Annotated in this window: 22 protein-coding genes; 12 read left to right on the forward strand and 10 right to left on the reverse strand. The window is 36.8% G+C overall.

Annotated elements, in window-relative coordinates; all coding sequences use genetic code 11:
* Nucleotides 1–215: 215 nt before the first annotated feature.
* Entirely contained in the window at nt 216–734 is a 519-nt protein-coding gene (locus tag KCTC52924_RS18250; RefSeq protein WP_251807802.1) for a DUF4494 domain-containing protein, read from the reverse strand.
* 458 nt (nt 735–1,192) lie between these two features.
* Between KCTC52924_RS18250 and KCTC52924_RS18255 the strand changes: the two genes are divergently transcribed.
* The 6 genes from KCTC52924_RS18255 to KCTC52924_RS18280 all read left to right on the forward strand — a co-directional run bounded on the left by KCTC52924_RS18255 (nt 1,193) and on the right by KCTC52924_RS18280 (nt 8,236).
* Nucleotides 1,193–1,639: a response regulator gene (locus KCTC52924_RS18255; protein WP_251807803.1), complete on the forward strand. Its 447-nt coding sequence runs from the start codon at nt 1,193–1,195 to the stop codon at nt 1,637–1,639.
* A 12-nt stretch (nt 1,640–1,651) separates the two neighbouring features.
* Complete coding sequence (locus KCTC52924_RS18260) at nt 1,652–4,012, forward strand: PAS domain S-box protein (RefSeq protein WP_251807804.1); 2,361 nt, start codon at nt 1,652–1,654, stop codon at nt 4,010–4,012.
* A gap of 656 nt (nt 4,013–4,668) precedes the next feature.
* Nucleotides 4,669–4,854, forward strand: a complete 186-nt coding sequence (locus KCTC52924_RS18265; RefSeq protein ID WP_251807805.1) for a CsbD family protein — start codon at nt 4,669–4,671, stop codon at nt 4,852–4,854.
* A 451-nt stretch (nt 4,855–5,305) separates the two neighbouring features.
* On the forward strand, nt 5,306–6,688 hold the full coding sequence (locus KCTC52924_RS18270; protein ID WP_251807806.1) for a mercuric reductase: 1,383 nt from the start codon (nt 5,306–5,308) through the stop codon (nt 6,686–6,688).
* Between the two features lie 135 nt (nt 6,689–6,823).
* Nucleotides 6,824–7,675 (forward strand): ChaN family lipoprotein, encoded by an 852-nt coding sequence (locus KCTC52924_RS18275; protein ID WP_251807807.1) that lies wholly within the window; start codon nt 6,824–6,826, stop codon nt 7,673–7,675.
* A gap of 189 nt (nt 7,676–7,864) precedes the next feature.
* The gene (locus KCTC52924_RS18280; protein WP_251807808.1) at nt 7,865–8,236 is read left to right on the forward strand and encodes a VOC family protein; all 372 of its coding nucleotides are present in this window, start codon (nt 7,865–7,867) and stop codon (nt 8,234–8,236) included.
* A gap of 360 nt (nt 8,237–8,596) precedes the next feature.
* On the opposite strand, the gene KCTC52924_RS18285 is transcribed toward KCTC52924_RS18280, so the two are convergent.
* The 8 genes from KCTC52924_RS18285 to KCTC52924_RS18320 all read right to left on the reverse strand — a co-directional run bounded on the left by KCTC52924_RS18285 (nt 8,597) and on the right by KCTC52924_RS18320 (nt 15,769).
* A complete protein-coding gene (locus KCTC52924_RS18285; RefSeq protein ID WP_251807809.1) occupies nt 8,597–9,349 on the reverse strand; it encodes a LytTR family DNA-binding domain-containing protein in 753 nt (250 codons plus the stop codon).
* A gap of 14 nt (nt 9,350–9,363) precedes the next feature.
* Nucleotides 9,364–10,281, reverse strand: coding sequence for a 1,4-dihydroxy-2-naphthoate octaprenyltransferase (gene menA, locus KCTC52924_RS18290; protein ID WP_251807810.1), 918 nt, complete (start codon nt 10,279–10,281; stop codon nt 9,364–9,366).
* 1 nt (nt 10,282) lies between these two features.
* Nucleotides 10,283–10,882, reverse strand: a complete 600-nt coding sequence (locus KCTC52924_RS18295) for an SPOR domain-containing protein (protein ID WP_251807811.1) — start codon at nt 10,880–10,882, stop codon at nt 10,283–10,285.
* A gap of 236 nt (nt 10,883–11,118) precedes the next feature.
* On the reverse strand, nt 11,119–11,949 hold the full coding sequence (locus KCTC52924_RS18300) for a S1 RNA-binding domain-containing protein (RefSeq protein WP_251807812.1): 831 nt from the start codon (nt 11,947–11,949) through the stop codon (nt 11,119–11,121).
* An 84-nt stretch (nt 11,950–12,033) separates the two neighbouring features.
* Complete coding sequence (locus KCTC52924_RS18305) at nt 12,034–12,378, reverse strand: DUF2853 family protein (RefSeq protein ID WP_251807813.1); 345 nt, start codon at nt 12,376–12,378, stop codon at nt 12,034–12,036.
* Nucleotides 12,379–12,407: 29 nt separating this feature from the next.
* Nucleotides 12,408–14,177: a 2-succinyl-5-enolpyruvyl-6-hydroxy-3-cyclohexene-1-carboxylic-acid synthase gene (gene menD, locus KCTC52924_RS18310; protein WP_251807814.1), complete on the reverse strand. Its 1,770-nt coding sequence runs from the start codon at nt 14,175–14,177 to the stop codon at nt 12,408–12,410.
* A 55-nt stretch (nt 14,178–14,232) separates the two neighbouring features.
* Nucleotides 14,233–15,345, reverse strand: coding sequence for a chorismate-binding protein (locus KCTC52924_RS18315; RefSeq protein WP_251807815.1), 1,113 nt, complete (start codon nt 15,343–15,345; stop codon nt 14,233–14,235).
* A 1-nt stretch (nt 15,346) separates the two neighbouring features.
* A complete protein-coding gene (locus KCTC52924_RS18320) occupies nt 15,347–15,769 on the reverse strand; it encodes a PaaI family thioesterase (protein WP_251807816.1) in 423 nt (140 codons plus the stop codon).
* 70 nt (nt 15,770–15,839) lie between these two features.
* Here KCTC52924_RS18320 and KCTC52924_RS18325 point away from each other — a divergent pair, with 70 nt between their 5' ends.
* From KCTC52924_RS18325 to KCTC52924_RS18335, 3 genes are all read left to right on the forward strand, one after another.
* Nucleotides 15,840–16,487 carry an alpha/beta hydrolase gene (locus KCTC52924_RS18325; protein ID WP_251807817.1) on the forward strand — a complete coding sequence of 216 codons (648 nt, stop codon included), beginning with the start codon at nt 15,840–15,842 and terminating at the stop codon, nt 16,485–16,487.
* A gap of 247 nt (nt 16,488–16,734) precedes the next feature.
* Nucleotides 16,735–17,436 (forward strand): Crp/Fnr family transcriptional regulator, encoded by a 702-nt coding sequence (locus KCTC52924_RS18330; RefSeq protein ID WP_251807818.1) that lies wholly within the window; start codon nt 16,735–16,737, stop codon nt 17,434–17,436.
* Between the two features lie 126 nt (nt 17,437–17,562).
* Nucleotides 17,563–18,090 carry a hypothetical protein gene (locus tag KCTC52924_RS18335; protein WP_251807819.1) on the forward strand — a complete coding sequence of 176 codons (528 nt, stop codon included), beginning with the start codon at nt 17,563–17,565 and terminating at the stop codon, nt 18,088–18,090.
* 137 nt (nt 18,091–18,227) lie between these two features.
* On the opposite strand, the gene KCTC52924_RS18340 is transcribed toward KCTC52924_RS18335, so the two are convergent.
* Nucleotides 18,228–19,175: a hypothetical protein gene (locus KCTC52924_RS18340; RefSeq protein ID WP_251807820.1), complete on the reverse strand. Its 948-nt coding sequence runs from the start codon at nt 19,173–19,175 to the stop codon at nt 18,228–18,230.
* A gap of 397 nt (nt 19,176–19,572) precedes the next feature.
* Between KCTC52924_RS18340 and KCTC52924_RS18345 the strand changes: the two genes are divergently transcribed.
* The 3 genes from KCTC52924_RS18345 to KCTC52924_RS18355 all read left to right on the forward strand — a co-directional run bounded on the left by KCTC52924_RS18345 (nt 19,573) and on the right by KCTC52924_RS18355 (nt 25,275).
* Complete coding sequence (locus KCTC52924_RS18345) at nt 19,573–20,277, forward strand: LytTR family DNA-binding domain-containing protein (RefSeq protein WP_251807821.1); 705 nt, start codon at nt 19,573–19,575, stop codon at nt 20,275–20,277.
* A 188-nt stretch (nt 20,278–20,465) separates the two neighbouring features.
* Nucleotides 20,466–20,864, forward strand: coding sequence for a hypothetical protein (locus tag KCTC52924_RS18350; protein ID WP_251807822.1), 399 nt, complete (start codon nt 20,466–20,468; stop codon nt 20,862–20,864).
* Nucleotides 20,865–20,937: 73 nt separating this feature from the next.
* Complete coding sequence (locus KCTC52924_RS18355) at nt 20,938–25,275, forward strand: CusA/CzcA family heavy metal efflux RND transporter (RefSeq protein WP_251807823.1); 4,338 nt, start codon at nt 20,938–20,940, stop codon at nt 25,273–25,275.
* The last annotated feature ends 1 nt before the right edge of the window (nt 25,276 follow it).

The following is a 25,276-nucleotide window of genomic DNA, read 5'->3' on the forward strand; positions in this document are numbered from 1 at the left end:
GAACAATTAAATATCCTGTACGTAGCGATATATTTAGTAGATCAACTAATACCTCAGTTGTAGTGGGTAGGTTAATTAATTGAAGATTTCCGAAAGATTTAAAATCAACTTTGAAGTCGATTAATGGCGAAAAACTAACCCTAAACTTTATTTATAAGGGGTTCAGTTTGCTGAGCTAATAGAAAACCCCGATGCTGGCATCGGGGTTTAAGGGATTATATGTTATCGCTTTCTTCCAAAGTGTTTTCCATTTCGGGTTCGGATTTTTCAATGGCATTAAATTTCTCTAACTGTTCTTCTTCTCCGGTAAAGTAGGGAAATACATCTATTATAGGAGATTCGGAAATTGCAGGAATAGTATAGTCGCCCGTTGTGCCTTTCATAGCGGTAATAGTATTATCATAAGCTTCTTTTACGTCATTTGCCTGAACCAACATATACAAATTGGTCTTTCTTTCCTTACCACTTTCTTCATCAAAGGCAATCAAAGAAACCTTTGATCGGAACCAACGATCGGAATTCTCATAGGGATGTACTTCCGAGAAATTCGCTACCTTAATCGTAGTAATTAGGAATTCTTCGCTAGTATAAGCGGCCATTTCTTCGTTGATCCTAGATTCTGCCTCCGTATAGGAAATGGCATCCAAGAGGTAGGCTTCCGTTGTTACTTTAATTTCTCCAGTATCGTGTGTCTTTCTGTATTTTACCTTGCATTCGTACCAAGTTACGCTCATAGTTTATTTTTTAGGATGCCAAATATATAGGTAATAAAAGGGATTGTAGGGAAATATCACAATAGATATTCACAATTTATTTATTGAACGATTTTCTTTAACCACCACTAACCTAGAACCCATTTTACCAGCAGCTAATAGGTGCTATGATATGCGAGAGTAGAATATTAGAATGAAGAAATATGGACCAATATGTCGATTAGCATAGATAGTGAATAGAAAATTACAACAACAATATCTGAGGCAATTCATATAGTTTAGCCGTAAAACATAGTAATTGCAGAATTAGGATATGCCTTTAAAATTGAACAAATAACAGCACTATAATAAGGAGTAATTTTTTATCGCCACTCTTTGGAAAATAAGATAAAACCTCTTTTATTTACTTATCTTTATCAAACCCGATAATTTATGCGCTTTTCCACGATATCTTAAAGTAACTCTAAACTATAGATACAATGACCGCCGACCATTTATTTATTATGCTTGCCGATGATGATGAAGACGATTGCATGTTTTTTCAAGATGCCCTGGATGAACTTTCCTTAGCCGTCTCCTTAAAAACAGTGAACAATGGGGAAGCCTTGATGAATTATCTTGAAAGTAATCTAACCAATCTTCCACAACTTATTTTTCTGGACCTGAATATGCCGTGCAAATCTGGTTTTGAATGTCTGATCGAATTAAAGCAAAATGATATGTTGAAGCAATTGCCGGTAATAATCTATTCTACCTCCTCAAATCCTGAGGTAATGGATGAACTTTACAACCAAGGAGCTCTGTACTATATTCGAAAACCAGCCGCTTTTTCAAAGCTAAAAGATGTTATTAAAAAGGCTGTCTCCTTAATTAATACGACCACAGGGTTACAGCCTAAAAAGGAAGCTTTCCTAATTCAACCCTAATACGCAATTGATATGAATTCAACTCATAACGAGACCAAGTATAAAGCCCTTATATATGGTTTACCGGTAGCCGTGTATACTTGTGATGCAGAGGGGTATATACAGCTCTATAATGAAGCGGCAGTTAAACTCTGGGGACATACTCCTAAAATTGGAAAGGATTTATGGTGTAGATCGTGGAAAATTTTCACTCCAGAGGGTAAACCTGTGTTATTGGAAGAGCTCCCAATGACCATAGCGTTAAAGGGAGGGGAAATATTGAACCCAGAATTGGTGGTACTGCGACCCGATGGTACCAAACGACATTTTATTCCCTATCCAAAACCCCTATATAATAGTGGGGGAGAAATTACCGGAGTAATAAATACCCTTATCGATATTACCAACCAGATTACTGCCAAACAAAAAATTATAGATAGTGAAATTCGTCTGCACACCATGGCAGATAACATTCCTAATTTAGCTTTGATGGCCAATGCTAATGGCTCGGTTTACTGGTACAATGAAAAATGGATAGAGTATACAGGTTTAACACATGAAGAATTGGAAGGATGGGGTTGGAAAAGAGTTGTGGACCCTAAGTTTTTATCTTCCGTATCAGATAAATGGCAGAAGTCATTAGATCACGGACAAAAGTTCGAAATGGTATTTCCAATTAAAGGGGCTGATAATACCTATAGACAGTTTCTTACTAGGGTGATACCTGTTAAAAATGAAGAAGGCACTATATCCAATTGGTTTGGAAGCAATACAGATATTACGGAGCATGTTGAAGCACAACAAAAACTTGAGGAGAGTGAGAAAAAATTTCGATTACTTGCAGACTCCATGCCCCAATTCATTTGGATTGCAGACCCTAATGGGGTTATAAATTATTTTAACCAATCTGTTTATAAGTATTCGGGGCTAACGCCAGAACAAATAGAAATGGATAGTTGGATTCAAATTGTTCATCCCGATGAGCGGGAAAAAAACATTAAAACATGGATGGAATCCATCTCCTCGGGCACAGATTTTTTATTTGAGCATCGCTTTCGCCGACATGATGGAAAATACAGATGGCAATTGAGTCGCGCAAAACCCCAAAGGAACGAAAACGGAAAAATTCAAATGTGGGTAGGTACCAGTACGGATATTCAGGATCAAAAAATGTTCCGCGACGAGCTGGAGAAACAGGTTGAGGAACGCACATCAGAGCTATTGAAGTTGAACGAGTCGCTTCAAAAAAGTGAACAGCGCTATCATTTAATGGTAGAGGAAGTACAAGATTACGCCATTTTATATTTAAACCGAGAGGGTATTGTAGAAAATTGGAATGCTGGTGCAGAAAAGATCAAGGGGTATAAAGCCGACGAAATTATAGGAAAGAATTTTTCTAACTTTTATACCGTAGAGGATAAGAAGAAGGGGCTTCCCGGTAAATTATTGCGGAGAGCCATAAAGAATGATCAGGCGGTTCAGGAAGGTTGGCGTGTACGGAAAGACAACTCCTTGTTTTGGGCGAGTGTGGTAATTACAGCGGTCCATGGTAAGAATAATGAGGTGATAGGTTATTCCAAAGTCACCCGGGATCTAACGGCGAAAAAAATCGCCGATGACGCCCTCATGGATAAAAAAGCAGAACTTGAACATAAAAATGAAGAGCTTCAGAAAATGAACAAAGAGCTCCAGTCCTTTGCGTATATCTCTAGCCATGATCTACAGGAGCCCTTAAGAAAGATTCAGACCTTTGCCTCGCGGATAGCCGAAAGGGAAGCTGACGTCCTATCAGATTATGGCCTAGACCTCTTTAAACGGATGCAGCTATCGGCCGAACGTATGCAAGCGCTTATTGAAGATCTGCTTGCCTATTCCCGAACCCATAACCTAGAGGGGGATTTTAAAAAAGTAGAGCTAGACAGTATTATTGTACAAGTAGAAGAAGATCTAGCCGAAGAGCTGCTGCTGCAAAACGCAACCATAGATATCCAGTCTAGCTGTACGGCGAACATTATCCCTTTCCAAATTCAACAAGTGTTTTATAATCTGATCAGTAATTCCCTTAAGTTTTCAAAATCTGAAGAACCCCTACGTATTACTATAAACGCCAGGATTGTAAAGGCGAATTCCTTTGAAAATAATAAATTATTGAACCATAAAAGCTATTGCCATATTTCCATTTCCGACAATGGAATTGGATTTGACCAACAATACAGCGAAAAAATATTTGAACTGTTCCAACGTCTTCATGGAAGAAACGAATATCAAGGAACAGGGATAGGGCTTGCCATCATAAAACGGATTATAGAAAACCACCATGGTGTTATTACGGCGTCTGGGGAATTGGGCATAGGTGCTACCTTTGATATTTATCTTCCCGAAAATAATAGTTAAATCAACTTTTTTTAAACAAAATATTCCGAAGACAGAACTATAATAGCGTTATTAGGATTAGATTAACTATTCCAGAAAGCGTGAAATTACTATGCTCCTATTTATAAAAAAGAACCTCAAACAGTAGAAGTAGCAGGGAATTCCTTAAAATGTCTCATTTGTAGCAATAATTTATTTTGGACAAGAAGGGCCTAATTAAATTTGGCCGTAGCCACGTTTTTTAAATTAGATTGGACCAACAGAAGTGCAAGCTGTTTTGAATGTTCAGATTGCACACATATTACTTGATTTCTAAGGTAATATTGCTGTTCGCAATAATGGGAAGCCATACAGAGGTTTAAATTGTAGATCCACAACTTCCAAAACTACATTTAGTCAAATTTCCCTCAATTAAGTTTTCCCACAACAATAGATAAGGAATTAGTAGTAAGGTATGGGCACCCCCCTGTGTTCTTTAAAAAAATACTTTAAATAGCATTTTAGTCCATTTTACCTTTCCCAGCATAAAAAGTAAACATGATGGATGTTTTGCGTTAAAAATGATTTTTTTAGAGATATTTAATACAAGGGATAATAATTAATTTAGATATAAGATTATAATTAAAATAATTATTAACCTGCTCGACCTTCGTAGGTTGGGCAAAATATAAGACACTATGAACAGCGATCAGTTAGAAGGAAAATGGAAACAAGTGAAAGGTAAGTTTAAACAAAAATACGGTGATCTTACCGATAATGACCTTACCTATGCCGAAGGTAAATTTGATGAAATGATGGGGAGATTACAGGAAAAAACCGGTAAAAAAAGGGAAGAATTGGAAGAGGAAATAAAGAATTGGTAAGGCCCACTCCTCCTTGATGAAATGTATTTAAACAAACAACCTGTGCCAATTGGTATGGGTTGTGTTTTTTTATCCTATTTACTATCACTCATGCAACCATAATGTTGACCACCAACATTCTATAAACTTTGGATTTGTTCGAGAAATAAAGGATAAAATATAGTATTTTTTTCGGGTTTTTCGGCACCGAGCCCTAGATTATATTTCGCTTCATCTGGAACGGCTCTTACCATTGACTCTGACAAAGCACTTACAAAAACGGTTGAAATGGAAACCCTTTAGAAACGGTATTTAATAATTATTAGATAGAAATTTCCTTAAAGATGAGTACTTCTGTAAAATTTAATCATTAAATTTAAGGGTGAGTGAAAAGAGATGATTTTTATGCTATCCTAAAAACCCGATCTGTTTAGGAGCCACAAACGATATTTTAAGAGTAAATCAATAACCCATGAATTTTGATGCCATTATTATAGGAACTGGGCAAGCGGGACCTCCCTTAGCCCAAAGTTTGGCGGAACACGGCCAGAAAATTGCAATTATTGAAAAAGATCATTTGGGGGGTACCTGTGTAAATGTAGGTTGCACCCCCACCAAGTCCTATGTAGCTTCTGCCAGACGTGCATTTATTGCTGGCAATAGCAGTGAACTAGGAGTGACGATCAAAGGGGACGTACTTATAGACCTAAAAAAAATAAAACAGCGTAAAGATGGCATAGTACAGGATTCCCGTAATGGATTGGAAAAGATGCTGACCGAAAATAAGTCCATCACCCTAATTCGTGGTAAGGCAAGCTTTGTGAACAACCATACCATTGAAGTAAATGGCGACCAGCATACCGCGGATAAAATTTATATAAATGTTGGAGCAAGACCCTACATTCCAAATGGTTTTAAGGATGTACCCTATCTTACCAATGAAAGTATTTTGGAATTAGAGGAGATTCCAGAGCACCTTGTAATAGTAGGTGGGGGATATATTGGATTAGAGTTTGGACAAATGTTCAGGCGATTTGGCAGTAAAGTCACCATTCTAGAAAAGGGAGGAGAATTATTAAAAAAGGAAGATGGGGATATTTCGGATCTCATTGCCGAAATTATGGAAGATAGTGGGGTGGAGATAAAATTGAAATCGGATTGTATTGGGGCGAAAAAAAAGAATGACCATATAGAGGCAACGTTCAATTGCGATGATAACTCCCAAAAACTTAAGGCGTCCCATTTACTTTTAGCTACAGGTCGCACCCCAAACACCGACTATATGGGCCTAGAAAACACCGGGATTAAGCTAACCAAGCATGGGTATATAAAAGTAGATGATACCCTTCTCACTTCGGTAGACCATATATGGGCTTTGGGCGACTGTAACGGGGAAGGAGCCTTTACTCATACTGCCTATAATGATTTTCAGATTGTAAACTCCCAATTGTTCCTAGATCAAAAACGTTTTCTTTCGGATAGATTTACCTGTTATGCTGCTTTTATTGATCCTCCGCTTGCTCGTGTAGGGATGAACCAAAAAGATATTCAGAAAAAAGGTCTAATTGCCAAAGTGTCAGAAATTCCTATGAGTAAAATTGCCCGAGCCAAAGAAATGGGAGAGACCAAAGGAAAATTAAAAATATTTCTTGAAGTGGATACAGACTCCATATTAGGGGCCACATTTATTGGTGCCGGTGCCGATGAATATATCCATACCATAATTGATCAAATGTATGCCGGGTCGTCCTATCAAACCGTGCGTGATGCTATTCATATTCATCCCACCATTAGCGAATTAATCCCTACCATGTTGGAAAACTCCACCATGCTACGCTATTTCGTGAAAAAGTAACATTCTCTTCTCTTTAAATTATTTTCACTGTATAGGATAGCATAATATTCCATAATTAAGGACTATTTTTTTTCAATAATCTCCATATTTAAAATAATTTCAATTCTTTATTAATGCTATCTAAACAAGAATAATATGCCTAAATCTATACTCATTTTGTCCCTACTCCTATTGTGTAGTAATGTATTTGGTCAGATGAAGCCCTATGTACTTTACAATTCCAAGGGCAAAAAGGTTTCCTATTCTAAAATGGTACGTAAACTAGCCAAGGCCGATGTTGTGTTGTTCGGTGAATTGCACGACAACCCTATTGCCCATTGGTTGCAACTTAAGGTGACCACGGAATTAAGTAGCCAGAGGTCTCTTATTCTAGGAGCAGAAATGTTTGAAGCGGATGACCAGATCCCCCTAAACAAATATTTAAATGAAGAAATCACGTATAAAGGATTGGATTCCATGGCGCGACTCTGGCCCAATTATAAAACGGATTATGCACCCCTAGTAGATTTTGCTAAAACAAATAAGCTGCCATTTATCGCTACCAATGTTCCAAGAAGATATGCCAACCTTGTCTATAAAAATGGTTTTTCCATTCTAGACTCCCTTAATTCAGATGAAAAATCATGGATTGCACCACTACCCATCCCGTTTGACAGCGAATTGCCAACTTACAAAAATATTCTTTCCATGATGGGAGATCATGGGAGCCCTAAACTAATAATGGCACAGGCTATAAAAGACGCTACCATGGCCTACTTTATTTTAAAAAACCATAAGCAAAACCAACTTTTTTTACATTTCAACGGTGCCTACCATTCAGACTTCTACGAGGGCATCCTTTGGTACCTTAAAAGGGATAATGCCAGCCTGAATTATGTTACCCTAAGTACCGTATCTCAGGACAACCTAAAGAAACTATTACCAGACCATCTTAAGAAGGCAGATTTCATTATATGTGTAGATAGTGATATGACCTCTACCTATTAATTTTCAACCTATTGCCATGAAGACTAGGGCTCAAATGAATTGATATTCTTAGCATTTATGAATATCGAGTTTATAAATAAGCAACAAACGTAAAATTTCTTTTGATTGCATATTCCAAAAGTATAAGGTGGTTAATTCAATAGCTTAAAAAATGCGTAACTTAGAATATATTTATTTAAAATACCACATATGGAACTAGGTGCATTTTCGGTAAGTTTGAATGTCAAGGACATTAACGCTTCAAGATTATTTTATGAAAATTTAGGATTTTCCGTCTTTGCAGGCGTATTGGAAAAAAATTATCTAATTATGAAGAACGGTAATTCATTGATCGGATTATTTCAGGGAATGTTCGAAAACAATATACTGACCTTTAATCCTGGCTGGGATGAAAATGCTTACAAATTAGATTCATTTGCCGATGTTAGGAAAATTGAAAAAGATCTGCTAAAAAAAGGAGTCCAGTTGGTGCAAAAGACAGGGGAAAACACAAGTGGTCCGGCCAGTATTGTGGTGGTAGACCCCGACGGGAATACCATTCTATTAGACCAGCATGTGTAAAAGTACACGAGAAATTAGATCTAATTTTTTCTGCTTCCTGCCAAGCGCAATTATGTTCCAGCAATCATAACCCACCAACCAATCCAAAAATTTATGTACAAAATGCCCCCTTACCAATGGTCCTATTGAAAGAATTAAAAGAAATACCCCCTCCTTCCGAACTAATCCATTAGGCAAAAGCGCTCAGCTATGCCTCTAAAAGGCCTGTCATGATACTTGCATTATTAAATAGATTAAATGAACAGGTAGTTATGAATCTGTTTGCATTTTTATAATCGAAGGCAAAAAAATCAGAGCTTCAGTAAAAAAAGGTGCCAAATGGCACCTTTTTTGTTTTTTATTCCTTTCGATAAATAGTATTTATGAATTCATTGCCGAAATTATAAATAACTTAAACTCCTTTGATATAGGTATCAACGTTTCGTTTATCAGAATATCTTTTGAGTTTATCGCATCAATATGGTCCACATTTACAATATAGGATTTATGCGCCCTATAAAATTTATTTTGAGGCAATTTCTCCAAATAGTCCTTAAGCGGTGACCGTACCAAAAACTTTTTATCTACAGTATTTACTTCTAAGTAAACATTATCGGCCTTTATAAATTGAATATCTCCAAACTGGATCCGATAATATAAATGTTGTTTTTTAACAAAAATAGAATCCTTCAAAACCTTGTTCGCCATTAATTTATCATCCTCTTCTTCCTGGGATTCCTCTCCCTTTTTTACCACTGAGATAAAATTGGATAAGGCAATTTCAATAGAGGTGTAAAGATCCTGTTGTTCAAAGGGTTTTACAAGATAGCCATTAGGCTTAACGCTCTTCGCATTTTCTACAGTAGCTCTGTCCGAGTTGGAAGTGACAAAAATAAATGGAATATTATAGTTTTCCCTAATGTGTTTACCTAGGTCTATTCCGGTTTTATCCGAAGCCAAGATAATATCTATAAGCACTAGATCTACTTCATTATTCTTTAATACCTCTACAGCTTGTTCATAAACAATAACATTATCTACGATCTCGTAACCAATTTCCTCCAACATGGACTGCATGTCGTCTGCAATAATTACGTTGTCCTCTACTATAAGAATTCTAATTGGTTGTTCCAAAATTTAATTTTTTGTTAGGTTAGTTGGTTGAAATCATTAAAGCTAAAATAAAACAGAATTGCAAATAAAAAGGTGCTTAGCGCCAATTTCTTTAATTCTGGATCCAGCAAAACGGTGTTCTTTACCTGCAGCATTTTCACTAAATGCATAAATATAGGCACAAAGGCCACTAGGTGCACTGTGTTTCTCCAATTTTCGAAATGTAAAATAGTAAAAATCAACATGCAAACAAAACTTACGCAAATCAATAGGGTATGGTATATCTTTCCATTGCGCACCCCCATCTTCACAATGACTGTGTTTTTATTGGATAGTTTATCGGACCGGTAGTCCCTAAGATTATTTAAATTTAACACTCCTGTACTCAGCAATCCAATTGTAATTGCCGGAAAAAAAGAGGGGAAATACACTAATTTAGTATAGAGAAACATAGAGCCAATTACCCCCAATAGTCCAAAAAACAGAAATACAAAAACATCTCCAAATCCTTTATAACCATAGGCGGAATCTCCTACTGTATATTTAATAGCTGCCCATATACTTAAAATACCGAGGAAACCAAATAATAAAATGAATTCCAAATGTTCTGTACCGAAAGAAAAATACAATAAGGCCAATACTAAAATCAAGCAGATCACAATGGAAATAATTATTCCTCCTTTCAATTGTGCTCTGTTGAGTAAACCACTTTGATATACTCGTTTAGGTCCAACCCTATTTTCATTATCGGTACCCTTAACGCCATCCCCATAGTCATTGGCAAAATTGGAGGTTACCTGAAATCCTACGGTAGTAAGAACCGCAAATATAAAAATACGCCAGTCAAATGTTCCATACATACCTCCTAAGGCAGTACCAACAACTATTCCCGATAATGAAAGAGGAAGAGTTCTTAACCGCGCTGCATCGAGCCAAGCTTTTATTTTCAACAAATTAGTAGGGGTCTTCTATTTCTACGCGTTTTCCATCTCTGTACGACGCAACAAAGGCGTCTTTAAATCCCATTTTCACCAATTGAAATCGAAATGAACGAGCTTCTTCCAAAGTTTCAAAATTCCCCAAAGAATATGAGTAAAATGGATTTGCCTTGGCAAATATGGTATTTCCAAGAGATTCCGATGCTAGGGTAAGATTGTTATCCACGAATGATTTTACCTGTACCGAATATATTTTTTCCTTCTCCAAAAACTTTTTGGCCAAATAGAATTCCTTTACTAAACTCAGTTCTTCGTTCTGCTCCTTAAGGTTGTCTATTCTTGCCTTAATAACATCTAGACTATCAATTGAAACTAGTAAATTAGTCCTATTCTCAAAATTGGATGATCTTATAATCCCAGCATTGTACGAAAAGAAGGCCAGAGAAACAATAAGGAAAAGTACCGTAATACTACCAAAAAGGTTTCTTTGGAGTTTACTTCGCCTTAATTCCTTATTCTTATATTTTATTTGATCTAATAAACGCTCATTAATTATTTGAGCCTTATCTATATCCTTATGCAATTCCAATAAATCACTTTCTTCGATGAATGGCATAGAAGTATTATTTTAGGGGTGAAGACTTAAATGTAACAAAAAATAATGTATTTATTTAATATTATCTTTATGCTGTTGTAAAAGTAATGGATTTTGTGGTAATATGACAAATATTCACCATCAAAATTTAAAGGCACGCTAATTACATGTATCTAATAATCAGTAGTTTAACTCCAAATCGAATCAACTTACAAAAGTAAGAGTGTAACTTTGGGACAAAACTATAAAATAAACGTTTAAATCAGTCTTATACCGTCGTCACTAATTTCTATTTTTCGTTCTTTATAAAGCGCCCCTACTCCTTTTTTAAAGGTTTTTTTACTCATTTGAAGTAAACGCTTAATATCTTCAGGATCAGATTTGTCATGAAGCTTTAAAAAACCGTCCTGAGCCTTCAACTTTTCATAAATAAGATTGGCGGCAGGCTCCAAACTCTTGTATCCAATAGGTTGTAGTGAAACATCTATTTTATTATCAGGCCTTATAAGTTTTATATATCCCTCCAACTGATCTCCTATGGAAACTTTTTTATACACCTCATTTGCATAAATTAGACCTTTGTAATTGTTGTTTATGATTACTTCCCAACCTAGGTCGGTCAATCTAGTGACGACCAAGTCTACCTTATCCTGCTCATTTATAGTAGGGGTGTCATTGGACAGGAATTTATCTAATTTATTAGAACCTACCAACCTGTTGGTCTTTTCATCCAAATAGCAGTGTACAACGTACCATTGGCCTTCCTGCATTTTACTGCGTTGCTCACGGAAAGGGACCAATAAGTGCTTTTCCAATCCCCAATCCATAAAAGCACCGTATTCATTAACCTCAGCTACTTGTAATAACCTAAATTGATTCACCATAACATAGGGCTCCAAGGTGGTGGCCACTATGCGCTCCTCATGATCCAAATAGCAAAATACGTCTAGGAAATCACCGATCTCAAATTCTTCAGGCACATATTTATTAGGCAATAGAACATCATTACCTTCCTCATCTCCTAAAAAAAGACCCACGGTAGTGTCTCTTAATATTTCTAAATTACTATATTCTCCAAGTGCTATCATGCTGCAAAAATACACTTTAAAATAATCCCAATAAAAAAAAGCCGCTCTTTTTAAAGAGCGGCCCTAACATTCTAATTTTGTTACTTATTTATTATAAACAGATTCTTTTTTAAAGTGTTTGGCCAGCATATAATACACTACCGCCCTATGTTTATTTTTTACGGAAGAACCGTATTTGTCTGTCACAGCTTTTACGGCCTCCATCAATTGAGGGCCATCTTCTAATCCAAGTTTTTTTACAAGAAAATTTTTCTTTACCGTTTCTAATTCCTTAGCATCCGAACCAGAAACTTTTGATGCATCATTATTGTAAATTGAAGGTCCCAATCCTATGGTCACTTTAGTTAATAAATCCATATTTGGTGTTTCGCCAAATTTTTCTTTAATGTCCGCCGCGTACTTTTCGATCAATTCGTCTCTTTTGTTCATAATACTTGTTAAAAATTAGTTATCAATATCTATTTGCTGTTGTAAGATATAAAATCAAAATAACTAAGCAAAATTTTATCATTCAATAATCTAGGGGTCTTGATCTCCAAAATTTTAGGACAATTAGACTTCGCATAGAAATCATCCAATACAGCTCCTAATGCCCCTTCATCTGCAACGGACATAAAATCAAAACTATAGGCTTTAGCAATTAGAGCAAGATCTATCTGATGTGTGGTTTCAAAAAAGTTTTCAAAATTATCTGTTTTGTCCTTACCTGGCAAAATCCTAAAAATTCCACCTCCGCCATTATTGATAACGATTATCCTAAAATCTGGTCGTATATACTTATTCCATAGCCCATTGCTATCGTATAAGAAACTGAGATCCCCTGTGACCAGCAAAGTAGGTTGTTCAGAATATAGGGCGGCACCGATAGCCGTAGAGGTGCTGCCGTCTATTCCACTGGTGCCCCGGTTGCAGAAAACATTTATGCATTGGTCCAAATCGAACAACTGACCATAACGTACGGTAGCACTATTTCCAAGTTGTAGTTGGTAATCTTTGGGGATGCTGCCCATGATACGATAAAATGCCAACATATCGCTAAACGGAATTTCCTTTAGGTACTGTTCCCTTCTGGCGATATATTCATTTTTGAACCGAGTCCAGTATTGTTGGTAGTCGCTCTGGATACCAGAAGAAACTTGCAATAGTTTTTCGAAAAATCTATTGGGATCTGTCTGAAAATGATGTGTTAGGCTGAAAAACGTATTTGGTGCCTTTTGAGGATCGATATGCCAATGAAACTTTGGGCTATATTCCCGCAAAAACGCTTTTATTTTTTTGGAGACTATAAGCCCCCCGAACGTCAGCACAATATCTGGCTGCAATTGTTTAAACAGCATTTCTTTTTCGGGAGATTTCTCTATAGGTGCTATGATACTATCTATACTTGGAAAGAAATTATGATGGTGTAAATTGGAGGTGCACTCCGTTAAAACAATAACAGAAGGGTCCATTGCCAATTGTTCCAGATATTTTTGTTCCACAGAATTCGGAAAATTAACCCCTACCAAAATTATTTTCCGTTCCGATCCATTCCAAACTTCTACACTTTCTTTCAATTTACCTAGATCTAATTCCTGTTGATTGTCCCTAACAAAATTAACCATGGGAATTAAGGTTGTTTCCGTAACAACATCATATAAGGGCTCTTCAAAAGGTACATTGATGTGTACTGGACTGTTTTGGGACCATGCCAAATTTAAGGCGTTATCCAGAGCGGTATCGTTAAATTCCTGCACCGCTTGCTGTGCAATGCCAACATCAGTACCCATGAGGCTGAGTGCATCGTATTTGCGAATTTTATCCGTAGCATGGGATACATCCAATTTCAGGTTTGCCCCATACGCAATATGGTTTTCAAAAACATTCTCCTGTCTAATGGTCTGTCCGTCTCCCACATCTACCTTATAAGGTGGCCTATCTGCAGAAATTACGACCAGGGGAATATCGCTATAGAATGCCTCTGAAATGGCGGGATAATAATTTAATAGAGCACTCCCAGAAGTACAAAGAATAACTACAGGCTCCCGTAGCTGTTGGGCAATACCCAAGGCAAAGAAAGCAGCACACCTTTCATCAACAATGCTGAAGCATTTAAAAAAAGGATCTTCCGTGAAACCAATGGTCAACGGGGCATTTCTAGAACCAGGGGAAATAACGATGTTTTTAATACCTCTTGCCTTGCAATGGTACACAACGGTTTGGGAAGAAGGAATAGTAGAATATTTCATTCATACAAAAATACAACCTCCTCTTTATTAAATCCAATCCAAATCCCTATTAAGTTTAACTGCGGATAATATTCAGCATAGTGCGACTTTTATCGCAGGTTTCTTTCCATTCCATTTCTGGATCAGATTCACGTGTAATTCCACCACCAACATATAGAGTAAGCTTATTTTTATGTATTTTCATACACCTCAAATTTACAAAAAGAGAGGTTTTATTCTTGATAGTCCTATACGCCCTATTCTCTTGATTCCTTCGCTTTGAAGGTCGATTCACTTCTTCCTTGAAATTTAACTCTCCCAAGAAACCTGTGTAGAATTCTCGGAGATACTTTTCGTTCTTAAGAATAAAATCCTTGGCTTTTAATTTTGGAAGGCCACATACCGCTGGGGTTGGGTGTAAGGAATGGATGATTTCGCTTAATCCGATTTCAGGGGTTGTCATTCCTGATATTGATGTTTTAAGGTGCCACAAATTACCTGCACGGTAACTCATGGTTTCCGATATAGTCAACAATTTTATTTTGTCTTTTAGGGAATCGGTGATGAATTGGGTAACCATTTGTTGTTCTTCCAACTCTTTGTTGCCCCAAACAGGGCTATCTTCCCCTAGATATTTCTGAGTACCGGCCAAAGACATGGTCTTTAGCCTTTGGTTTTCCATTTCCAATAACATTTCGGGTGTTGCACCTAACCAAATACCAACTTTTGGGTGATACCATATATAACAGAATGCCGTAGGATACAGAGACAAGATGTTCTGAAATAATTGTATTGGATCTTTGGAAGTGGACACCTCCACTTCTCTGGAGAGCACCACCTTATCCAAATTTCCTGCTTTAATTTCATGAATTCCCCGTTGCACCAGGCCTAAGTGAAAAGCCTTGCCAGCTCCATCGTCCTTCATTGGTTGTGAATCACTGTTTTCACTGGTCTTTTCCGTATTTAAAATTTCAGAATAGGAAGCATCATTCTTTAACAGAATGGCCTCATCACTTGCATTAAACGGAGCAAAAATAAAACCGCTTTCCCTATAATCTACAACATGGTGCAGTTCCTGATCATTTTGTAGGATCAACCGTACTTCTTCTTCATTGGGTTTACGGTAGGCCACAAAAGGCAACTGGTTTCCATATTGCTGGGCAATTCGGTCCAAAAAATTTAAAGTCATACTATTTTCTTGGTAACGCTATGGTCGTTAATTTACAAATTGAAACTAAATTATTGTCCTGATCGGTAATCTTAATATCCCATATTTGTGTGGTACGGCCCTTATGTACTATGACGGCTTTGGCAAAGATTTCTCCCTCACTAACACTTTTGACGTGGTTGGCAGAGATTTCCAAACCCCGGATGAAATACTTTTTGGCATCCAAAAAAATATACGAAGCTGCACTTCCTACACTTTCGGCCAAAGCTACAGTTGCCCCACCATGTAGAACCCCATCTGGTTGATATACTTTTTGGGTAACTGGCATTTTTGCCACTAAAAAATTGTCGCCAACATCTATAAATTCCATTCCCAAGGTTTCCATTAAGGTTCCTTTACTACTTTCGTTACAAATTCCCAGTATTTTCTCCTTATATCCGTCCATGACCTTTTTTTCGTAAAATTAAGCATTAGAAAATCAAATAAAGCGTTACTTTATTCCATATATCACGATTATGGAACCCAAAGAAAAAAACATCTCCTATACAACAACCAACACCTATCTCTGTTTAAACGAGTTAAACTCGAGCACCAAAAATGTATGGATCGTTCTACATGGGATCGGATTTCTTAGCAAGTACTTTTTAAAGTATTTTAAAGGCCTTCCCAAAGAGGAGAATTATATCATTGCTCCTCAGGCACCCTCCAAGTACTACCTAAAATCCAATTATAAGCATGTTGGCGCCAGCTGGCTCACCAAGGAAAATACGGAAATGGAAACCGAAAATGTTATCCGATATCTAGATCAGGTACTCCTAAATGAAAATATTCCTGAAGATTGTCGCCTTATTGTTTTAGGGTTTTCTCAGGGCGTATCCATTGCAACACGATGGGTCGCAAAAAGTAAGATTCCATGCAAAGAGCTAATCTTGTATGCAGGAGGAGTTCCAGCAGAGCTTACTCCCTCCGATTTTGAGTTTCTAATGTCCATGAATCCTGAAGTAAAAATTGTACTGGGCAAGCAGGATGAATATTTGACCCCCCAGCGTTTACAAAAGGAGCGTCCCAAAATAGATGCTCTATTTCAGGGAAGGGCCAAGTATATACTATTTGAAGGAGGTCATGAAGTAAATATGAACGTAATAAATAAACTGATAGAGTAAAATTTCACGCCTCATAGGCGTAAAATTTTCATACTCTACAACCCAAAAATATACCTCTAGGGACAACATAAAAATTGTTGTTAAATAATGAAACCTAGTGACTTGGCCTACATTTTTTTTGTATTTTTAATTGACTTTTCTAAAATAACTATGGAGATTACCAATATGGCTTATCCCTCTTAAGTGAAATTTTCTATACTTTTTTACCGTACTAAAAGAAATTTAACCTACTTAAAAGAACAAGTATATGAATTTAAAAAAGTCTACCACATATTTTGATGAAATTCGGAATAATCCACTTTTTTCCGATATTAATAATGAATCCTTATTGGAATTAATAGCCATTTCAACTCCCTGTAATTGGCCTGAAAAGACCTGTATCTTACAGTCGGGTCAAGCCTTGCGTAGATTTTACATTATAACTTTCGGAATGGTGAAAGCCTACGACTACGATTCCGAGAACAATAGGGAATTGGTCTTATCTTTACTGACCAAAAACGATGTTTTAAATATTTGTTCCTTGATCAATGAGGCCAGCACCGATCTATATTATGAAACTCTGTCTCCTACCCAAGTCCTTTACATCCCTGTGAACCTTATGCGAGATTGGACCACAAAAAACCCCGTTTTTTATAAGCAAATATTAGTTTATGTTTTAAAAAAAATGGATCAATTAGAGAATGTTGTATCCGACATTTGCCTAAAGGACACCTCAACACGCTTGGCTAAACTTCTGCTGCGTTATATAAATAAATCGACCAATAAAATAGAAGTGATCAACGGATTCACCCATGATCAACTGGCAGCATTGATCGGAACAACACGGGCAGTTTTAAATAGACACCTTCAGGATTTTAAAGAAGAGGGCATACTAGATATTAAAAGAAAGCATATAGAAATTATAGATTCCTCCCTTTTACATAAAAAGGTTCCTTCCTACCTCATTTAATAGGTGTTATTATCGTTTTATAACGTTAAAATTATGATAAAGCATGTGCAAATGCTACTTGGGTAGCACTGGGCGCAAGCGTCAATTAGTAATTTTAGGATATACAAATCATTAAATTCATCAATCATGAAAAAATCATTTTTTTTAATTACACTATTGTGCCTTGCTGTCATGGGATTTTCGCAATCCAATGATGATGAGACACAGAACAAGGAAGTTAAGCTAGAGGGTATTACCATTACGCCAATATCCAACTATACGTATCACAGTATGGTCAGCAATGAATCCACACCGGAGTATGTACAGAACCTGCAAAAAGAGGTCGCCAATTACGATGTAACCGAAAATCCTAATTTTAAGGGAGATTACGACGATTTTAAGGTGATTTTCTCCCAAACCAATGGCAGAATTATTGCAACTTACGGTAACGACGGCAAAGTGATTTCCACTTTTGAAAAATTTAAGGACGTAGCGCCCCCTTTATCGGTGCGCAATGAAATTTTTAAACTTTATCCAAATTGGAAGATTCATAAAGATATCTATAGAGTAACCTATTACAAGGATAAGGGTGTAAAGAAAGTTTATCAATTACAGATCCAAAATGGAAATGACAAGAAAAATTTGAGGGTAGACCATGAAGGTAATCTCCTTTAAAAATTAATTAAAAAAAAGACATCCTGTACGCTATAAGGCGTATAGGATGTCTTTTGGTCACTAACGGTACTATCAGAAAGCCGATTAACACGTTCTTTAAAAGCATCGTTATTAATTTTTAAATTTCCCTTCCTTTATTATCTCTTATTTTCTTGGGATTCCACTTTTGTATAATAGTGTATTCTACGGGTGATATAGGAATTATCAGGAGTCAAAATTTGTTTGATCCAATTCCCTTTTCCCGCATCGTCATACTGATAATGATAGTTTTTTACCCTTTCAAGTTTATTTTTTACAATTTTCACCGATAATATATCTCCTTGCGGATTATACTCATAAAATTCACTTTCGCTCGGTAGAAAAGTTTTTTTGGTCTTGTTAAACGAAAATTTAACCTCCGAAATCAGTTTCCCCATCTCCGTATACTTCTGTTCCAAGGCCTTATGCGGTTCTCCCTCCAAAAACTGCTTGGTCAACACTGTTTTTTGAGCTAATTGGTTTTGGTCGCTAGCTTCTGAAACACGAATGGATTTTAAGATAACATCGTTTAAATAATAAGTTTCTGTGGACTCTCCGTTTTTAACTTCGTAAGTTATAGTAGTTTCATCTATACCACTATCATTGATTCTTTTAATGGAGTTCAGTTTTCCATTCCTACCATAATCATATTGATATTGGTCCAAAAACTGCTTGTTGTAGGAAATGATCTTTTCTGTAATTTTCTTACCTTCAGTTGTATCTAATTCGTAAAAGTTGGCAAGAGAAGTATGTTTAACAATTATTCCATCCCTGTAATTTTCAACTCGTTTTTCTACTAGTTCATTGCCGTTTAACTTATACGTGGTAATATCATAATCTTCGTCATTATAACGGGTAATCGCATTGGTTAACAAACCTTTCTCATTAAACTTGTATTGTTCCTTACCATAGTCAGTTATCACCAAACAGGATTTAACAGGACCGCTTAAATCAAAATCCCCCACTTTAAATACTTTTATTTCTTGAGCACCAATCTCCGAAGTGCTACTAAGCAACAGAATATTAATTATTCCTAAAAATAAAGTTGTAAAGTGTTTTTTTACCATAGTACAAAACTAACTATATAAAGCTAGTAAAAAAACAAAATATATAACCTCAACATCCCTTTATTACTGAAGATGGGTTTAGAGGTTCCAATTAGAATTGAATCGATAATGCACAGAATAACAAAGGATTTATTGGAAAGAGAAAAATCTTCAAAAATCTAAAATCATTTTCAACTTTGAAATCACTTAGGATATTACATTTAGACTGAACTAGAGTGAAAAGATTTCCGATTTAAGTAACATACCGTATATTTGTAACAGAATAACCCTAAACTCTACTATGGATAATGCTGTGTTTTCCAAATGTTCTACGAGAGGGACGTTTGAAGATGCAACTTTCTGCGACTGTTTTCATAATAGTTGTAGTTCTCCTAAGTATTTTATGTAAATGAACTATATGAAAAGCAGTAAATTAAAATGTATTCTAATAGACGATTCAGCAATTCAGAGACGTGCCATTTCAAAACTGATAAAGGAAAACAAAAGCCTTGTTTTATTACATGAATTTGGAAATGGTGAAATAGCGAAAGACTTTCTTGCGCTCAACGTTGTCGATTTAATTTTTCTGGATATTGAAATGCCCCTGATCAGCGGATTTGATCTCCTAGAATCCTTGGACGAAAAGCCACAGATAATTGTAATTTCGGGTAGTGCAGAGCATGCCATGAAAGCTTTTGATTACGATGTTGCGGATTATTTAAAAAAACCCTTGGACAAAAAAAGATTTGATAACGCGGTCAAAAAAGCGGCTATTAACCACAAAATAGTAAATACCGAGGAAATTGAACAGGAATTTATTTATATAAATCATCAGTTAAAAAAGACTAAGCTGATTTTAAATGAAATTTTATGGGTCGAAGCCAATGGCGATTATATAAAAATAATTTCCAAAGAACGAAACATGCTGATCCTATCGACCATGAAAGCTTTTGCCGATAATCTACCCTCAGATAAATTTCTACGGATCCATAAATCCTTTATCGTTAATCTCGATAAAATAGACAAATTCAATGGCTCCAGTGTTGAAATAGATGGTAAAGTCATTCCTTTAAGTCGACATAAAAAAGAACTATTAAAAAAAGCTCTAATAATTATAGAGTAGTCTAAGCCCACTCTTATTCACATCAATTTATTGTTTTAGTTCTAGTGGAACTAAAGTTCCCCCAATTGATAGATTTTCCCAATAAGGCAGTGGAATAGACTCTATGCGATTTAGTTTCACTAATTATTAATCTAGAGAAGACAATGGTTAGGTCTTTATCACAAAATTATTTTTATATTTGCCGCTAGATGAGTAAAATATTTTCCATAGCGCTATCATTATTACTTTTATTCCAAAGCCTTCATTTGGACATGGTGAACGTGGCGCAGTTGGATGATTTTTTAACTCATGCCAACTTCCATAAGCAAAAATATGGAGATAATTTATTCGATTTTGTTTCCAAACATTACGGATCGCTTAAGGAACAACATTATATAGAGCATCAAGAAGAACACAAAGACCACGAGGATCTTCCCTTTAACCATCAATCTTGTATTCATTCCACTACTGCCTTTGTATTAAACGAAGACAGCTTGATGTTGGCAAAAACTCCCCATGCCATTGACACCATTTCTGGTTTTTTTTATGAGGAATCCTACGAACAGATAATGTTCACCGATATCTTTCAACCCCCCAAACAAGTATAATTCATTTTAGGTACCGTATTTTTTTTTGAATCAGGCTATACACCATAGTTTGAAAACCTTTTATATATGAATTATGCTATCCAATATTATTCAATTCAGTTTAAAGAATAAATTAATTGTTCTTTTATTCACCCTATTTATTATAGGTTTTGGACTCTATTCCATTACTCAGATTCCCATTGGTGCCGTCCCAGATATTACCAATAACCAGGTACAGGTAATTACCACCTCGAAAAATTTGTCCACTCAGGACATGGAACAATTTATCACCTATCCAGTAGAGTTGGAAATGGCTAATTTACCAGGAGTGGTAGAAATTCGTTCGGTTTCCAAATTTGGACTTTCGGTGGTTACCATAGTTTTTGAAGACAAAATGGGCACCTACTTACCCCGCCAGCTAATCTCGGAAAAATTAATATCGGCTTCCGAAAAAATACCAGAAGGATTTGGCACCCCAGAAATGGGGCCTATCACCACCGGTTTGGGAGAAATATATCAGTATATCCTAGATACGAAACCAGGATATGAGGACAAATATTCCCTTATGGAACTAAGGACCATTCAAGATTGGGTGGTAAAAAGACAGCTATCCGGAATCCCTGGTGTTGTGGAAGTGAATACTTGGGGTGGTCAGTTGAAGCAATATGAGGTAGCCATCAACACCAATAAGCTGAATGCAATGAATGTTACTATGGCAGATATATTTACTGCCTTGGAAAAGAACAACAGTGTATCTGGGGGTGGGTATATAGAGAAAGTAAATCAGGCTTACTTTATTCGTGGCGATGGACTCATTTCTTCCTTAGAGGATATAAGGAATATCGCAATTAAAACAACAAACTCCCTACCAGTTTATATTAAGGATATTGCCGAAGTTAGTTTTGGAAGTGCCACACGCTTTGGAGCCATCACCGGAAACGGTGAGGGTGAAAAGGTACTGGGGCAAATTATGATGTTGAAAGATGCCAATTCCAAAAAGGTCATCGATGCTGTTCACGAACGAATTGACCTAATTTCAGAATCCTTGCCAGAAGGGGTCTATATCAACGGATTTTTAGAAAGGAACGAGCTAATTCAAAAAACTACCTACACCATTTCAGAGAACCTAATCTTGGGATGTTTGATCGTTATTTTTGTAGTGGTTTTGCTCTTGGGGAACCTCCGTTCTGGATTGGTAGTTGCATCGGTAATACCGTTGTGCCTATTGTTTGCCCTTTCTATGATGTACATTTTTAAGGTAGATGCCAATCTAATGAGCTTGGGCGCTATAGATTTTGGAATAATTATAGACGGAGCCGTAATCATAGTGGAATACATTGCCTATCAAATGACCACAAAACGAGACGAACTAGCCAATGTAGCAATAGGCCAAAGGCAGGAATTAAAAAACAAGATTACGTTTCAGGGTGCCTCAAAAATGATGAACTCGGCCATATTTGGTCAGTTAATTATCCTTATTGTCTTTATTCCCATTCTTTCCCTTAGCGGTGTAGAAGGCAAGATGTTTAAACCCATGGCACTTACGTTTAGTTTTGCTTTGCTGGGGGCCATGCTCTTATGCTTCACCTATGTGCCTGTAGCCGCCTCCTTATGGATTAAACCTTCAGACACTTCCTCTAAAAATATTTCCGTAAGGCTTATGGCTTTATTGAACAGAGGATATGACCCAGTCATAAAATGGTCCTTAAGTCACAAGAAAGTGGTGTTATCCATCTCTGCTTTGCTTTTGGCGGGTTCCGTATATCTGTTCACTACAATGGGAGGGGAATTTGTTCCAACCTTGGACGAAGGGGATTTTGTAATACAACCTGTATTAAAAACGGGAACCTCCTTAAGTAAAACGGTTGAGATTACCACAAGAATAGAACAGATCTTACTGGATAATTTTCCCGAGGTAAAACAGGTGATTACTAGGATAGGCGCGGCCGAAGTCCCAACAGATCCCATGTCTATGGAAGAAAGCGATGTAATCATTACCCTGAAAAATAAAAAAGAATGGGTTTCTGCAGAAACCAAGGATGAGTTGGCCGACAAGTTTAAAGAGGCATTATCTGTTATTCCAGGAATGGAAGTAGAATTTACTCAACCTATTGAAATGCGATTTAACGAATTGATCACCGGGGTACGTGCCGATATCGCCATAAAGATTTTTGGTGAAGATTTGGAGATTCTACAGGCTAAAGGTAACGAGATAAAAAACCTGATTCAAAATGTAGAGGGTGCAGCCGATATAATCGTTGAAAAAGTAGCAGGACTTCCCCAAATGAATGTGAAGTTTGACAGGTCTAAAATTGCTAGATATGGGCTCAACATAGCTGATTTGAACCAAATTATTTCTATGGGTTTTGCTGGAGCCAACCTAGGTAGTGTCTTTGAAGGTGAACAACGGTTTGATTTGACCTTACGATTAGATAAAGAAAGTAGGAACGATATCTCTAGCCTTAAAAATTTATATGTAGACACTCCTTCAGGTCAAAAAATTCCCCTTAGTGAACTCGCCAACATTACCTATACTGAAGGCGCGGCAAAAATCTCAAGGGATGATACCAAGCGCAGGATCGTCGTGGGTGTGAATGTAAGAAACAGAGACCTGCAATCTGTAGTGGACGATGTTCAAAATCTTATAGACAACACTATAAAGTTGCCGGTAGGATATACCATTGACTATGGGGGACAATTTGAGAACCTACAGAGTGCCAAAGACCGATTGATGATTGCGGTCCCCGTGGCCTTGATCCTTATATTCATACTACTTTATTTCGCTTTTAAATCGGTTAAAGAGGCGTTATTGATCTATTCTGCAATTCCATTGTCTGCCGTAGGTGGAATTTTATTGTTGTGGATCAGAGATATGCCGTTTAGTATCTCTGCAGGTGTTGGTTTTATAGCACTATTCGGAATTGCCGTTCTAAACGGAATTGTACTGATAGAACACTTTAAGGAATTAAAATTTCAAGGTATGGAACAATCAGATGAACTTATTGTCCAAGGTTCCAAAGACAGATTGCGTGCGGTTTTGCTTACTGCTTCTGCAGCAGCACTCGGATTCTTGCCTATGGCCATCTCAACAAATGTAGGGGCAGAAGTACAACGGCCATTGGCCACAGTGGTAATTGGCGGACTTATAAGCGCCACTATTTTAACGCTGGTAGTACTTCCAATCTTGTATTCCCTATATCACAAAAAGGATAAAAAGAATATGAATAAACTGAATATTAACAAAAACCTCCTCAGTTCAATACTGCTGATAATGTTGGGTGCCGGAGCTATTAATGCTCAGGATTCTGGACTCAATTATGATGAGATCCGCAGTTTAGCCCTAAGGAATAATACAGGACTCAAAGCAGCAAACCTAAAGGTTGATGAATCTAAAGCCTTCATAGGAAGCGCGTTTAGTTTTGATAAGACAGAGGTATACTACCAGTACGATCAAAATAATATGGCCTATAACAACGAGCTCTTAAAAGTATATGGAATTCAACAAAATTTCCTGTTCCCTACGATTTACTTTGCCGAAAAAGGGGTAAACAAGGCTCTATATGAAATAGAAAATAGTGCCTATGCCATAAAATTGAACAGTTTACAACAAGAAGTGGCATCGGCCTATCACGAGTTGCAATACAGTAGGCAAAAGGAAAAAACCTATGGTGAGTTAAACGCAATATATGAACGGTTTTCATATGCAGCGCAACGAAGGTATGAACTTGGAGAGAGCAATTATCTGGAGAAAATCACCGCTCAGGCCAAACAAAAAGAACTTCAAGCCCTCTATAAAAAAGCCGTCGAGGATGCTAAAATTGCCCTCTACGAACTGTCCAAGACCGTGCAACCAGATTCCGTGTTTGTTGTGAAGACCATGCCCATGGAAAAACTAAAATTGGACCAAACCAAGTTGGAAGAAAATAAAGGCATCCAATATTTCGAAAACAGAAATAAACTTTTTAACGCCAAAAGCAATTTGGAGCAACAGCATTTGTTGCCCGACTTTAGCATTAATTATTTTCAGGCTACCAATGCCAACTTAGGGGAAAACCTATATGGATTTCAAGTGGGAGTTAAAATCCCATTATTCTTTAGCGGAAATGCGTCCAAAATAAAGGCAGCCAAAATAGCCAAAGATGTTGCTAGTAAGGAAATGGAAGATTATACCATACACCTCAAGGCCAAATATGAATCTCTTTTAGGCCAATTAAATAAATACAGGGAGGTACTTTCTTATTATGAAAACGAAGGGCAGGGCCTCGCGGATGAAATCATTAAAACGGCGACTTTAAGTTATCAGAGTGGGGAAATCGATTTTTTTCAATACATCCAAAGTATGGAGAATGGGTATCAAATAACCCTTAGCTATCTAGCGAACCTTAATGCCTATAATCAGACCATCATTGCCATTAATTATCTTAACTTATAAA

This window comes from Arenibacter antarcticus, from assembly GCF_041320605.1.
Taxonomy (GTDB): Bacteria; Bacteroidota; Bacteroidia; order Flavobacteriales; family Flavobacteriaceae; genus Arenibacter; species Arenibacter antarcticus.